General features: G+C 46.2%; 12 protein-coding genes. All 12 read right to left on the reverse strand.

Translation table 11 applies throughout. The features are described from left to right. Nucleotides 1–4: 4 nt before the first annotated feature. Nucleotides 5–289, reverse strand: a complete 285-nt coding sequence (locus tag ACQSGY_RS20495; RefSeq protein WP_427180322.1) for a type II toxin-antitoxin system HicB family antitoxin — start codon at nt 287–289, stop codon at nt 5–7. A 421-nt stretch (nt 290–710) separates the two neighbouring features. Further along, nucleotides 711–1304: a YdeI/OmpD-associated family protein gene (locus ACQSGY_RS20500; RefSeq protein WP_427180323.1), complete on the reverse strand. Its 594-nt coding sequence runs from the start codon at nt 1302–1304 to the stop codon at nt 711–713. Between the two features lie 516 nt (nt 1305–1820). Next, a complete protein-coding gene (locus tag ACQSGY_RS20505; protein ID WP_427180325.1) occupies nt 1821–2363 on the reverse strand; it encodes a DinB family protein in 543 nt (180 codons plus the stop codon). Nucleotides 2364–2429: 66 nt separating this feature from the next. Further along, nucleotides 2430–3377, reverse strand: a complete 948-nt coding sequence (locus ACQSGY_RS20510) for a helix-turn-helix transcriptional regulator (protein WP_427180328.1) — start codon at nt 3375–3377, stop codon at nt 2430–2432. A 147-nt stretch (nt 3378–3524) separates the two neighbouring features. After that, the gene (locus ACQSGY_RS20515; protein WP_427180330.1) at nt 3525–5060 is read right to left on the reverse strand and encodes a leucine-rich repeat domain-containing protein; all 1536 of its coding nucleotides are present in this window, start codon (nt 5058–5060) and stop codon (nt 3525–3527) included. Nucleotides 5061–5286: 226 nt separating this feature from the next. Continuing rightward, on the reverse strand, nt 5287–6042 hold the full coding sequence (pstB, locus tag ACQSGY_RS20520) for a phosphate ABC transporter ATP-binding protein PstB (protein ID WP_427180332.1): 756 nt from the start codon (nt 6040–6042) through the stop codon (nt 5287–5289). A gap of 44 nt (nt 6043–6086) precedes the next feature. Then, complete coding sequence (gene pstA / locus ACQSGY_RS20525) at nt 6087–6989, reverse strand: phosphate ABC transporter permease PstA (protein WP_427180455.1); 903 nt, start codon at nt 6987–6989, stop codon at nt 6087–6089. Between the two features lie 2 nt (nt 6990–6991). Next, the gene (gene pstC, locus ACQSGY_RS20530; protein ID WP_427180333.1) at nt 6992–7960 is read right to left on the reverse strand and encodes a phosphate ABC transporter permease subunit PstC; all 969 of its coding nucleotides are present in this window, start codon (nt 7958–7960) and stop codon (nt 6992–6994) included. An 87-nt stretch (nt 7961–8047) separates the two neighbouring features. Continuing rightward, entirely contained in the window at nt 8048–8911 is an 864-nt protein-coding gene (locus ACQSGY_RS20535; RefSeq protein WP_427180335.1) for a phosphate ABC transporter substrate-binding protein, read from the reverse strand. Between the two features lie 118 nt (nt 8912–9029). Continuing rightward, nucleotides 9030–10424 (reverse strand): stalk domain-containing protein, encoded by a 1395-nt coding sequence (locus tag ACQSGY_RS20540; RefSeq protein ID WP_427180337.1) that lies wholly within the window; start codon nt 10422–10424, stop codon nt 9030–9032. A 343-nt stretch (nt 10425–10767) separates the two neighbouring features. After that, complete coding sequence (locus ACQSGY_RS20545) at nt 10768–11982, reverse strand: response regulator (protein WP_427180339.1); 1215 nt, start codon at nt 11980–11982, stop codon at nt 10768–10770. A gap of 18 nt (nt 11983–12000) precedes the next feature. Next, the gene (locus ACQSGY_RS20550) at nt 12001–15033 is read right to left on the reverse strand and encodes a hybrid sensor histidine kinase/response regulator (protein ID WP_427180341.1); all 3033 of its coding nucleotides are present in this window, start codon (nt 15031–15033) and stop codon (nt 12001–12003) included. Nucleotides 15034–15150 lie beyond the last annotated feature (117 nt).

The following is a 15150-nucleotide window of genomic DNA, read 5'->3' on the forward strand; positions in this document are numbered from 1 at the left end:
CAAGTTATTTCCCTATATCCTGTACAGATCCACGTCCATAATAATGAATGCTCACTTCGATCAAGTATGCTTTATCATTGGGATTCAATAACTGAGGCATGGTCTGAGGAGGCGGGAGCTCTTCCACGGGCTCTCCGTTCAGATATAACTCTAGCGCATCTTTTGCCATGATCAATGCCTCTTCAATGCTATGACCATAGGTAAGGCAACCTGGCAGATCAGGGAACGAAACGTTTATTCCATCCTCAGCAAAGTTAAAGATAGCATAGTATTGGTAGGTTCGAATCATGAAGCATCTCCTTGTAATTAACATAGTGCTATGGTGTCTTCAAAAATGTAATATCACAGGCGAGGGATATGATTATTCTTAACAAAATGTAGATTGTAGAAACCTGTAAAATAATCATGCGGTCCTGTCAAAAGTACCCACAAAACAATAAAAGGCTATTCCTATACGTCATGCGGACGACGGGGAATGGCCTTTTGGTATTTCAAAAATTCTAACGATCTCAGGAGACGCTATTTACCCCGTTTTGGGCAGTTTTAAAATCTAACGATCCGTACGGACCTTATTTTGACGAATTCAGGCATTTTTCAGGCTTTGGAGCCCATTTTGGCTGAAATAGCGTTTCTCAGGATCGTTAGAATTTTATCACACGAAAAATCCGGCAAATAAGCTCTCTGGGGATCGTTAGCGTTCGGAGTATCTATCAATCATTCAATCCTTTACCCTCCATGATGGGCTGCATACATTTTTCAATGCGGGATGTTTTGGTCTTGGATTGTTTTGGCTGTGAAAAGTGGTACAGGTACGCACGCTGGCGGCCAGGGGTTAGTGCTTCAAATGCTGTCTGAAATGCAGGGTTGGCATCGAATTGCTGCTGAAGTTCCTCAGGAACAGCGAATTGTTCTACTTCCTTTTTTTCCACTTTCAGACCCGCTTGTTCGACTTCGATCGCTTCACGAATATAGGCTTTCAGAATATCTTCCTGTTCGATAATCTGCTCCAGGTTAGTGAAACGAATCTGGCGGCCTCCCTGTACATTATTCGTTTGCTGAATCAGGATACCATGCGGGTCTTTCAGCAGAGAGCCCTTAAGAAACATGATGGCACAGTACTCCTTAAAACCATGAATTAGTACTACGTTTTTCCCGTTCAGCGTGTAGCATGGATGCATCCATTTGTAATCTTCGGTCAGATCACAATCCAAAATGATCTCCCTCAGCTTCACGGATTCTTCCTTCCACGTTTTGATTTTGCTTAAATATGCGTCTACTTTGGGATTGGTATTCTGCGTAGTCATAGGATTCTTCCTCTCGACCAATTTAGTTGTGTTTTATTCGGTCAAATCTAATTTATCTCATTTTGTGCTGACTACCTTTTATCTTATTTCACCTTTATTTATCGGTTTGTTTGTACTGATTTTCAAGAGAGCATACAGCGCCACTTCAAAACCACTTATCCAACATGTATTAGCTTCTCGCCTTCAATTTAAACCTAAATGGATAACCCAGTCAGTCCATCCAGAAAAATAGAGTATAACAAGCGCAACCGTTTATTATTTTATACGAAAAAAGAACCTATAAACGGTCTATAGGCTCTATATTGCGGTAGTTTGTTATTGAATTTTGTTTTTAATGCTATACCTGTCGTCCCACTAGTCATTAGTATTAGCATTTGTCTTTGTCTTTGTATTTGTTCTGTATTCGCATACCCCTGCCTATGTTCTATTCCACACCTAATTTAACTCTCCATGTCTTTTAGAAGTGTAATGCGCTATATGTCTCATCTATACATGAGCAGGTGTAAGGTAAGTTAATCACTTTCCCAGATTGCCTTTCAACCGATCCAATTGTAAAAAATGATGTTTGTAGTGCATGTCGATCAACACAAACCACTCCTCAGCGTCAAGCGCTCCAAACCTTGGGTGAGATACTTTCCGGCTTGTGGACACGGACACTTCGTCAAGAACTGACGCTACACGCCTCATCTGCTCCACCACCTGTTGCAGTCCCTCCACCAATTGCTCCTTGCTTTCAGGTGGCTGCGGTGTATATTGCGGGGAAGCTGGTACTTTAACACGGATTGGAGGAAATTGCCCCGCCTCGAACAACCTTCTGCCAAGCTCTGTTTTTTCCGTATCAGCATGTACCGTGTTCTCGTTATTAGCGAGGCAATGCTCACTATTACGCAAATGCATAAACAGCGCGGATTGAATCAGATGCATATACATCTGTCCAATCGACCACTCTTCTTCATTTTCCTTTTGAAGCAAATCCTCCATATCCAATGTATTCAATTCTGCTACATATTTCTTTACGGACGTCTCAAAAGACTGCAGCACTTCACTCGTAGTTCTCATCGTTCAAACAGCTCCTCTTCATTCTGAATAGCTCCAGTATATAGAGGGGCTCCTGACAAGAGTATGTCAGTAGTGTTTCAGGATATTACTTGCGATTTCTCGCATACGATTACGCAGAGACTCCGGCTTGATTACCTCGATATCTCCACCCAGTCCTAATAAATGATGCATGATTTCTTCGGGATGGCGGACACGAAAATCAAAATGAATACCCTCCCCATGCTCCTGTACGTTATTTATATAAAAATGAAGTAACTCTCTAATCTTGTCAGCCACTTCGACTTTTGCACGAATGAGCACATGCTCATCCCGATCATCCCGTGGCTGATAACGGTTCAGATCAAAATCCGGGGGCAGCAGAAATGCATCCTCCAGCACAGCAAGCTCAGACATGCGGGACAAACGGAAATGACGAATGTCCTCCCGCAGATCACATTTTGCAACCAGCATCCAATGCTCCCGCACAAGGCTAAGTCCATATGGAGAAACGACACGCTGCGTTGAGCGTTTACCATCCGTTTCGGGCAGATTTTTCACATAGGTAAAGCTGATTTTACGTTGTTCCAGAATTGCATGACGTATGTCGTGAAGATACGTTTTAACGTGGGTTGCAGTATCCGGCTCGGCAGGATAAAGCACACGCATCGTTTCTTGAACACGCGCTGACGCTTCACGCACATTTTCAGGTAAAATGGCTTCAATTTTGCGGTGTGCAGACTTGGCTTGAATACCATAAGCAGCATCCCATCTCTGCTCGATAAATCGGGCTCCCATGAGCAGGGACACCGCTTCCTCTGCTGTAAAGCTGACCGGAGGAAGAAAATATCCTTCCATCAGTGAATATCCGTGACCAGGAGCTCCTGCGATGGGAACACCAGCCTCGCTTAATGCCTGGATATCCCGATATATTGTGCGTACACTCGTCTCGAATTGAGAAGCCAGATCCTCCGCCCTGATCAGCTTCGTTCGTTGTAATTCAAGCGTAATTGCGAGCTGTCGCTCCGTTTTGTTCATGTTCGTTCAATCCTCTACGATTTACTTCCATGCTTAACGTACATCCACATGTTTAATCATATCATGGATGAAACCGTCATTGCCGTAAATCGCTGCTGCAAGGTATTTCTTTGGGTAAGGGGATCGAAATATAACTCATAAAAGTTTCTATCTCTTTCTGTTATACCTCCTGCTACCTCCACCAGCAAGAATCCATTCGATCTCAAATTTTTTACTTTTGATGACAGCCCGTATACTTTTGCGTGAAGCCTCTGACATACCACTCTCAGAGATCCATACACTCTCCAGTTTAGGAAATTGTGTTAGCAAAAATCCCCAATCTTCCGTAAACACTCCCTCAATATGCAAGTTCCGAAGCTCTGGTAACTCCAACAAATGAATATTCTTGATCGGATTATGACTCAATATCAGATCACGCAAATTCGTAAGCTGGTTAAGTGGCGTGATATCCTGAATCTGGTTGTAATCTGCTCTGATCCAGTGCAGATGAGGAAACGTCTGTAATGGGGATAGATCTACCAAGTTGTTATTTTCAATGTGAATTAATTCCAAGTTGGAGAGATGGGTTAACCTGTTCAAATCGGACATGCTACTCAATTCCATATTGTTGATACATAATGACGCTACACTCTCAGGAAGATAGCGCAGCTCGGCAAGATCGAAATCTGGATTTTCTTCCACGCTGTAACCTTGCAGGTTTTTGGCATACTGAATACCATCCAGATGATACACGGGTCCTTTGATGTAATGACGAAATATATTCCTTAACTCCAGAAGATTCATATCCGTCAAATCCTCTTTAAACACTTGAAGCTCTGACCGGATACCTTGTTCTAGATGTTCGTCCTTGAAGAAGACCTTGTTGCCTTTAGGCCCGTTAACCTTGTAAGAAACCTCCGCAAAATACTCCTGTTGTACTCTCGCCAGCTCAGAAGACTCGTACACGTACCATTGCCACCCTAGAAAGATCGGCGGGATGTACTTGGGACCAATCCATTGGATCGATTCGTTATCGAGTATTTTTCCGATTAGAAATTGGTCGCCGTTCTGCATTAAGATGTGATCATCATGACGACAAATGTTTCCTAATTCAACGTTGCTTCTTGCGGTCTCATAGGAAACCTGTCGCCTTGCTTCAATGCCTGCATAATATGTATCGTATGTTTTTAGACGTTCTTTTCGCATTTCTTCTGTATTTTCTGTATCCCATAGCTCGATAAATTCAAAAGTCTTTAATTTATTCTCTTCTACTACTTTTTTAAATGTATCTGTTGCAAAAAATCTTAGGTGGTGATGCTGTGGTAAACAAAACAAGTGTGCGTCTGCTTCAATGCGCTCCGGCAGGATATGTACGTATTCTGAGAAAAAACCATATCCGATCTTTCGCTCAACAGGATTACTCCTATCGATAAAGTCTTGTATACGGTTCACCTTAACAGCGAACATCTCTTGGTCAGCGTGGATCAATGGCAAAAACTCGACATCCTTACCGATTAACGGAGCGAGCACCTCTTTTGCCCTTTTTGAGAATACTAAAAAAGTAATTGAATATTCCATGCAATCACTTTTATTGCCCTTTCGCTGCGTTACAAATACGGGCGGCTCCCAATATTCACTCTCCCCGTCAAAATAAGCCTCCATTCTTTTATTATCCCGTTCAAATGATTCAAGTCTGATTCCCATCGCCTTATCTGAAGGCACAACCATCCAGAATTTAATGATGATCCACTCCCAAGCAAAGTATTGTAGTTCCAGTTAATTATATCGGTTGTATTTATCTATGAAATGAGATTTTCACAGCACTTGCTGCTCCCACGAATGTAAATGACAAAAGAGCCCTTCAAGTCATATCTGAAGGGCTTCCTCTGCTCCACACGTTCTGCGATGAATTCATCGAAACGACCTCAGCTCACCCGAATCGACCGCTAATATAATCCCGTGTTCGCGCATCGACAGGTTCGGAGAACATGCTTTTCGTAGCTGAATACTCCACAACTTCACCGTTCAGGAAAAACACGGTCTGCTGGGAGACACGCGCAGCCTGCTGCATGTTGTGCGTAACCATCACAATGGTATAACGCTCCTTCAGTTCATGCGTCAGTTCTTCAATCTTGAAGGTGGATACCGGATCAAGTGAAGCTGTCGCCTCATCCATTAGTAGAATATCCGGTTCGACCGCCAAAGCGCGAGCGATGCAAAGACGCTGCTGCTGTCCACCAGACAGACTAAGTGCCGAGCGCTTCAGGTTGTCTTTGACCTCGTCCCAGAGAGCGGCGGAGCGCAGACTGCGTTCCACGATCTCATCCAGCTTTTTTTTGCCATGAATCCCGTGCTGTCTTGGTCCGAATGCTATGTTGTCGTAGATGGATTTCGGAAAAGGATTGGGCGACTGAAAAACCATACCGATCTTCTTGCGCAATGTCTCCACATGAACGTCACCGCTATAAATATCCGTTCCACCGACAGCCACAGTCCCTTCGATGCGTGTTCCGGGTATCCGGTCATTCATACGATTCAGCGTACGCAGCAAGGTCGATTTGCCACAGCCGGATGGACCGATAAATGCTGTTATCGCCCGTTCCGGGATATCAATGGAAACCTGCTTCAGCGCCTGAAAGGTGCCGTAAAACAAATTCAGTTTGTTGATTTCGATAATGGATTGCACGAGGTATCCTCCTGGCCATGAATTAGAATGTACTCCCTTGAGTCTCAAAGTTTATTTTTGCGAGAATTGAACCACAGCGGCACACGGAACAAAATGTTGATCAGCAGCACGACAAAGATAAGCACCGCCGTAGATTTCTGAGCAATCTGCTCCGCATCCGGCACAATGGCCTCGGACTGGATATACCATAGATGCACAGCCAGTGTTCCTCCTGGGGATAACAGATTGAAATCCCACATCTCGCCGGATGTCGATACGCCCGCAGTCAGGATAATTACCGCACTTTCACCAAACGCACGGCCCGCAGTCAGACAGATGCCTGTCATAATGCCGTTCAGAGCTACAGGCAAAATGACCTTACGAATCGTCTGCAGATGCGTTGCCCCCAGTGCAAACGAGCCATTTCGAAGCTCAGTCGGCACAGCGCGGACCGCTTCCTCCGTTACCCGGGTCAACACGGGCAGGTTCAGGAAAGCAAGGCTGACTGCAGCTCCGAGAATCGTCAGACCGATCTCGAAATACTCCACAAACAGCGCAATCCCGAATAAACCGAAAATAATCGATGGCACAGACGACAGCCCCTCCACACAGATCCGTACAATCTCGATGAGTTTATGGTTTGGCGCAAATTCAGCCAGATAGATTCCGGCTGCAAGTCCGATCGGGATCGAGATCAGAAGGGATAGGAAAAGCACATAGAACGAGTTGAACAGTGCCGGGCCTATACCTCCCCCTTCCTCAATCTCACTCGGCACACCGTACAGGAAATCCCAGCTGAGCATCGGCAGGCCTTTTTGCAGCAGCAGGAACAAAAGTCCAACAATAAATAAAATGACAAGGATACCGATACCCCATACTGCGCCGGTGAACAGCCGATCCATCCATGCAGCAGATGCTCTTCGTTTGCCAAAGGAATACGCTGGAGCTAGAGACGCCTCTTTCTTCATGCTCACAGGTGACGGCCCCCTCTCTTCTGCAGCATTCTCACCGCAACGATCATCAGGATCGAAATAGCAAGCAGAATAAAGCCCATCATGTACAGGCCATGATTCCAGGTAGAATCAAACTCCACACTGGAGATTTGCATGACGATGTTACTTGTTAACACCGCCGTTGGTGTGAACAGACTGCTCGGCAGCTGTGCTGTGTTACCAATAACCATGACCACCGCCATCGTCTCTCCGATTGCACGTGTCATCCCCAGAATGACCGCATACATAATACCGCCTCTAGCTGCAGGCAGCACGACCCGGGTAATCGTTTGAAATCGATTCGTTCCGAGCGCATAAGCCGCATCACGGTATTTGTTCGGTACAGCGGAGATGGCATCATCACTGATACGGCTAATTGTTGGCAGCACCATAATCGTCAGCACAATAGACGCGGCAAGCAGACCATCTGCCAGATCACGATCGCTCAAGTCTCTCAGCCAGGGGATCAGCACCGTCAAGCCGAGAAAGCCATACACGACAGACGGAATACCCACCAGCAGATCGAGCACAGGACGCAACAAGGTACGAAGCCATTTCGGTGTCATTTCAGCCAGAAAAACAGCGATGATGACCGACAGAGGAATTGCCATCAGCATCGTTAATCCAGTGAGCGCAAACGTACCCAGAATAAAGGTTAAAGCACCGTAGTGTTCATTTTCCGGGTCCCAGTTGGTAGAGAAAAAGAATTCCTTCAACGAAACATCAGCAAAGGTCAGGACACCTGTACGCAGCATAAGCACCAGAATACAGAACAGAACGAGACATACAAATGCCGCGCTGGCAATACAGAGGATGCGAAACATTCGGTTAGACCACCGGAGGCGTGCTTTTCGGTCAAAACGTCTTCCCTTGCCGGGCGCTCTGCCAAAGCTTGAGCCAAGCTCATTCGGAGCCGGACTCTTCGCTGGTGGATTCATTTCCATCATAGAGGACTCTTCCTTTCACATAGAGAAGCCAGCTTGGCGACCACGCGCGGAAGCTGGCTGTCTCTTTCTTATGAAATGCGGGGTGATTTATTTAACTGCTGCAAGCGGAATAAATTTCAGCTTTTTCAGGGAACCATTCTGGAACTTGCTGCTTTGAATGTATTCGATGAACGCTTTGGTTGCGCCTGTTGGTTGTCCTTTGGTCATGTAGTATCCAATGCCCCATACTTTGTACGTTTTGTTCAGCACGTTTTTCTCTGTTGGAGCTACGCCATTAATGGAGACAGCTTTCATTTTGCTTGTTACGTACGGCAGGTCAATGTAACCGATCGCGTTAGGTGTTGTTTCAATGGTTGTTTTCATGTCGCCGCTGGAACCTACTTCTTTGTAGTTGTCCCCTTTGCTCATGAAGTCTTTGCCGTCCAGAGCTTTTTGCTGGAAGTTAACACGTGTTCCTGATCCAAACTTGCGGTTAACGACAACAATTTTACCGTCTGCACCACCAACTTCTTTCCAGTTCGTTACTTTGCCGGAGAAGATGTCCTGCAATTGTTTTGTGGTCAGACTTGTTACACCTACGTTGGAGTTAACTACTGCTGCAAACACGGTTACGGCTACCGGATTCGCCACTTGTCCTTCGAATTTTTTGAAGCCAGGCACATCCTTGGATGCATCCCAGTCTACAGCACCGATGTCGGCAATGCCTTTACGTACCGATTGCGGGCCAGTCACCGAACCGGCAGCCGATGCGGAGATTTTTACTTTTGGATTATCCTTCTTGAACTCACTTGCTGCCTGGAGTGTTAATGGAAGCAGTGCAGAAGAACCATTGATTACAATTTTACCTTTCTCATTGCTTTTGGCAGCCGATGCTGTCATTGCACCACCAAGTCCACCAACCAGGGATACAGCCATCAGCATGGCTGTGAAAGGTTTAATCCATTTTTTCATTGTAAAAAGCTCCTCTCGAATTTAACGTTCGATTATAATTTTTAGTACATTTCATTTTGGATATCATTTTTCAGCTCAACTTCATTCATCTAGAAGTTTCTCTTATTACTTCTGCTTTTTACTTCGTAACCGGTTTCCAGCTGCCGCCAGCTTGTACCAGCACTCTTCCGTTCTCCACAATAGCCATCTGTGATCCTGTCACCACGATGGAGGATACATCAGAGGATACCGTGTATAGCTTGGATTGTTGTCCGGTTACCGTATCAATGGATAGAATCACGCTGTTTTTCTCATCCTGCGCAACAAGTACATATAACGTCCCGCCTGACAGAACTGCCTGCTCTACATCATGCTCGTTGTACACGGTAACTGGTTTCTGGGATGTATCTACAGACATCAGCGAAGCATTGCCATCCTCGGACGGCACACTTACGTAATAAGCCTTCTGACCGTCTACCGAATAAATAAATACTTTATCATCCGTAGAAGTAGTCAGCTTCACCGCTTCGGGTTTATCTGAACCGTTGTTATACGAAAACAATTGCTGTTGATTGGCTGAGAAGTCAATGGATACGTTATCTTCATCTACATTGGTTGCATCCGATGTCACTTTACCAAGTGTGGTTACTGTGTACACAAAGCGTTTGCCACTCACAGACACATTCAGGTTTTCTTTGTAATCTACTTTGTCTTCCACCAGTTTCTTGATGGAGCCATCGGCCAGGTTCAGATTCGCAATCACCGAACCTTTATCTCCTTGCAGGAAGTAGATCGAGCTTTCATCTGTGGACCAGACCAGCTCAGGCTTGATGCTTGTATCACTTGTAATGAGCCTGGAGGCCTTCGTTTTTAGATCGATAACGTAGACGGCTCCCTCTGCATTCGTATAGGCCGCTTGATTACCGCTTGGGGATACAACCAGATCCGAACCGCCTTCAGACGTCAGCAGCAGTTCATATTTGCCCGTAGCTGTATTTACGAGATAGTCGCTTCTGCCTTGATCATCATTTTTGGACACAATCATCTGATCCGCTCCGGCAAAACGAGGATTCTCTGCCCCTTCAATTAAAGCGATGGTGCTAATCTCTAGCTGACCGTTTCTCAGGCCAACGGTTCCGCCTACGCTCGATACCAATGGACGAAGTGCGACGTAGCTTGTTCCACCAATGATAACAACGGGCTGGTTCAGATTGACCTTTGTACCGTCAACCTCGAGCTGCTTGGATTTGTTCTGCACGCTGACCGTGTGACCATTCAGCTGAATCACAGTCGCCCCGTTTACGATTTCGGCCTGTGCTCCGATCGCTTTGATGACGTCGCGGACAGCAATGAGTGTTTCACCATTTTTCACGAGTGAACGTACAATGACTTGATTACCGTTTATGGTAAACGTGGAGTTTTGGACCTGAGTTGTGCTAGCCACAGGCTTGGCTGCGGGGGCAGCCGATACTGCACCAACCACAGAAGTTGTTAATGCGGTGGCTACTACGGATGCTGCGAACACCTTTTTCATTGACATTGGTTTTTGTCACCCTTCTTTTCTCCATATATACTTGCCTGATGAAGCTGTTCCCTGCACGGTACACTTGCATATATCATCAATATGAGAGCTTGTCCGCTCATCCCCCCAAACATCCACGTTCATAGTAAAAATGACCTATCACCTCTGTAATTATAGGAGTGATTTGTAAACGGGAAATCCTGGAATTGTTAACGTATTGTCAATGTTTTCATAAAATAAAAAAACGTGCCGATGACATGCTGTCATCTGACACGTTAGAATGGATCATGCAGCCCTATAATCTGTAGGAAAGTCGGTTATTCCCTTGTATTATAAGGGATTTCTACGCCAAGCCTCACATTCGAATCTGGTCATATAATCGTCTTGACGCCATAGAGGGGCCAATGTGCAGCTCCTGCAACCTTGCTTCCAGATCACGATATATGCGCAGCACCTGATCATGCTTTCCCAAGGATAAATAGGCTTGCATCGCACATCGATAAGCTTCCTCTTCATAAGGCGAATGTACCATAGCCCGCTCTGCTGCTTCTGTTGCTTTTTTACCATTGCCCAGCGCCAGCTGCTTCTCCGAGAGCCTTAACATCAGTTCCAGCACATTTCGCTCCAGCCTCTGACTAAGCTCGTACACCCATGGATAATCTTCCTGCGCAAGAAGCTCATCCTGATACATATGCAAGGTCCGCTCCATCTGATCCAGCGGCACATGCTCCTCACGCTGCATACGATGCACAACGTCCAATACATCATAGACATCTGCACGAATTCTGTTCTTATCCAGAATATAATGCTCGTTCCTGTAACTGACCATCTGCTCCATACCGAGCTTTTTTAGGTTTTTGCGCAGCAGACTGACACAGGTGTGCATATAAATTTTCGCCTTTTCATACCGCTCGTCCGGCCATAGCTGCTCAATGATCCGATCTCGGTGAACCGCATGGGCGTTAGGATCTTGCAGCAGCAGGTAGGCGAATAGTTCCTTCTCCTTGGCGGTGCGCCACATCACGGAATCTCCATTGGTCGGCGTTACACGTAATTTTCCAAACATCTGCACAAATAAGCAGTTTCTATCGACAAGGTTGCCAGAATCATGTCTGTTCATAGCATCTTCGGATGAAGAAATAAAAGATTTCATCAACCCTTGCGTCTGCTGCTGTTTCTGTATCTGCTCCTTCTTCTCGTGTCCTCTCTCCCTCTCTCTTGAAATGCGATCAATTGTGCGAGATAAACGTCCCATTTCGATCGGTTTGAGCAAATAGTCCAATGCCTCATGTTCGAATGCTGCAACAGCATACTGATCATAAGCCGTAACAAAAACGATAACCGCTTCCGGATCGATCTCATGAATGTTAGCCGCGAGCTCCAACCCACTCATGCCCGGCATCTCGATATCCACGAACCAGATATCTGGACGAACATCATCGAGTGCCTTCAACGCCTCAAAACCATTCATCCAGCGACCAGCAACCTGTACCTCTCCTGTTCGATTCAGGAACATTTCCAGCATATTCAGCGCATGTGGCTCGTCGTCCACCAAATAAGCCTGAAGCATCGCCGTCCCCCTGTTCTATTATTGATAAGGAAATTCAATCCTGATTTTTGTCCCCTGACCGAGTTCACTCTGAATGACAGGCCCCTGGCCGTTCAAGTGTTTCAAGCGTCTCTGCACATTTTGCAGACCTATGCCTTGGTCCGGATGATTTCGGTTCAGCACAAGTGTAGCCTGTTCTTTCGACATGCCTATGCCGTCATCTTCCACTACTACCCGAACCCGCTCCTGCTGTCTGCGAATGGAGAGTGTTACCTTGCCACCGTCAATTTTTTTGGAGACCCCATGCCGAATGGCATTCTCCACCAACGGCTCAATCAGCAGCGGCATCACCTTGCAAGGATAGAGCGAGCTGTCTACATCCAATTCCACCTGAAGCCGTGAGCCGAATCTCTCCTGTTCAATCTCAACGTAAGCCTGAATCAGCTCCATCTCCTGCCGAAGCGGAATCAGCTCTTCCGTATTATCCAGATGAAATAAAATTCGCAAATACCGACTGAAGCTGCCCAGCAGCTCCCCAGCCTTGGGCCCATCCGTAAAACAAAGAGACATAATCGTACCCAGCGCGTTATATAAAAAATGGGGTTTGATCTGCGAACGCAGAAATGCCATCTCGTTATTCGCCGCCTGCTTCACAAGCTGCTTCATGCCAAGCAGCATATGGACACGAACCAGAATCTCCCCTGCATCCAGAGGGCGTGTAATAAAATCATTACCGCCTGCCTGAATGCAGGCTTCTATGTCGGCTGGTGTGCTTCTCATGTTAATAAATAACACGGGAAGTTCAGCCTGGCTGGAATCCATACGAATCTGTCTACACATCTCATATCCGGTGATCTCAGGAAGCATGGCATCCAGAATCACAAGATCCGGCAGCCTGCCGCCAGCCAATATAGAACGCACTTTGCTGTGATTGTCCGCAAAGCTTAGTTGAAACCCTTCCGCAGAAAGCAATGTATTCAGCTGTTCCAGGTCTACGAGGTCAGATGTTGCAATCAATACGTGGGCTGAACTCATGCCTTCCACTCTTTTCTCCTCCCCTACAGTCATTTCCTCAGCAGCTGCCGCCTCTAAAAAACTCAAGTCGGTATCAGCAGCCGGTGGAAGCTCAAGGGCAATCCATGCTTCTTCTTCATTTATGGTCAATGTTCCTTGCATAGCACTGACAATCTCCAATGCCGCAGACAATCCGGCAGATGTACGTTCGATCTGTGATGAAGCAATACCCGGGCTCTCTGCCACAGGCCAGTAACCAGATGCACTCTCGGCTTTCATGTGTAACGTAATTCGAATAGCATTCTGAATCCGCTCACTTGTAAAAATCAATTCACCGTTATGATACTGTCCCATCATGTGATAGACCAGGTTATATAACACTTGCAGCAGCCGGTTCTCATCCGCTACAACGTACCTTGCATCTGTCTCCATTTTGCGAACGATAACGATCTCCTTTCCCGACGCCAGAAATCCCAGCACCTCTGTAACCAGCGAAAGGCACGAAACCAGATCAACGGTACCCAGTGAAATTTTCACGGTGCCATCCCTGAACCTTGACACATCGATGAGATCGTTCACCAGATTGGACATGCGGTAGGCTGTATTGCGGATCAATTGAAGCTTGGACCGGATCTCCCGTTCATTCGTTCGTTTCATAGACGTTGTCAGAAGAGAACGGGATAGATGGATGATGCTGTGCAGCGGTGAGTTTAATTCATGTGATGTTAGCAATAAAAATTCATCCTTCGCCTTATCTGCCACCTGGAGCTGTTGTGCAAGCCGGTGCATCGATGCATAAGCCTTCACATATTGATAGATTAACAGCATGGCAAATGTGCCAAGAATCACAAGAGTGGTGCAGTTCAACAGCACTTGACTGACCGGATATAATGTTACAATAACTCCCAGAATATAATTGACCAGCATCAGCCAGATACATACAATGAGCAGCTGAGCCTCGGAACGGCTCCGTTTATCGTCATTTGTTCGTCTGTACTGAAGCAGAACCACCATGAAAGCCACCGCATAGGCTGACAAATTAACAGCATACATTCCTTCCTGTATAGACGAATATACCCGAAACGGGGTTATCGCAATTAAAGCAAGATATAGCACCAGCAATGCACTAGGGGCCATTCTCCATTTTCTCCACCCCGTCACAGGATCGGGAGCAATCCTCAATGTGATCAAGCTGGTGATGACAGATAAACCATATACAGATATGTATTTCAGCTTATAGACCAGTTCAAAGGAAAGGTCCGGCACCAAATGCAGCAGCAGACGCTCGCCGTTGGTCACCACGGTCAAAGCATAACCGATAAAAAACAGTGCATACAGCAGTTGAATTCGATCCCGATGAAGACGTACATATAAATAGAAGAACAATAAGCTGAAAATGCCTACGATCCCGATGATCAGCAGCTCCAGTCCCGATTGAATCATTGCTCTGGCCTCCATATAACGCCCTTTGCCTAAATCAATCGAATTGTAGATGCCGCCACTGCGAAAATCAAAATTAGCAACCTGCAGCACAATTTCGATCTCTGAGCGTTCAGGATGAAAGTAGACCATATACGGCTCATTGCGCGGTACATAGGAAGCCGCCGATTCCCCCGGAATGCCGGAGCTATTGATTAATTTTCCGTCGACATACATCGCATCCGAGAAGCGAACATAACGCTTGGCAATCGCCATCCCTTCTCCTTGAGGTACGTTTCGCACGAGTAAACGATAGGTGCCATAACTTTTACCCTTCATAGGGTATCCATGACTGTTACTTCTGTCGTCCCAATTGCCCGGAACCTGCATCATGATTGGCTGTACCCGTGTATGATGGATCTGCTGAGGCGTGAGCAGCTGCTCCGGGTAGAATTCCCACTCCCCGTCCAGCGGAATAACAAATTGGCTGGTCCATTGCAGACCTGCTAGATCCATTACACCTTTTTTCGCTTGAGGCTTCTCCTCTGCAGATGTAATCTGCCACAGCACGACCAGTGCGAGCAGTAAAGTCATACAGCCGATCCATAACAAAAATCGATCCTTTCGAATGACCGTCATCTCTCTTTCTCCAGTAACGTCTATCTTGGAAACAGCAATCTAGCGTTATTTTCGCACTCACTCCTGAAACTGTCTATGCTTTTTCAAATGTTCTACATATAGGATGGAAAAAAGGCA

The organism is Paenibacillus sp. TC-CSREp1, from assembly GCF_050171015.1.
GTDB lineage: Bacteria > Bacillota > Bacilli > Paenibacillales > Paenibacillaceae > Paenibacillus > Paenibacillus silvae.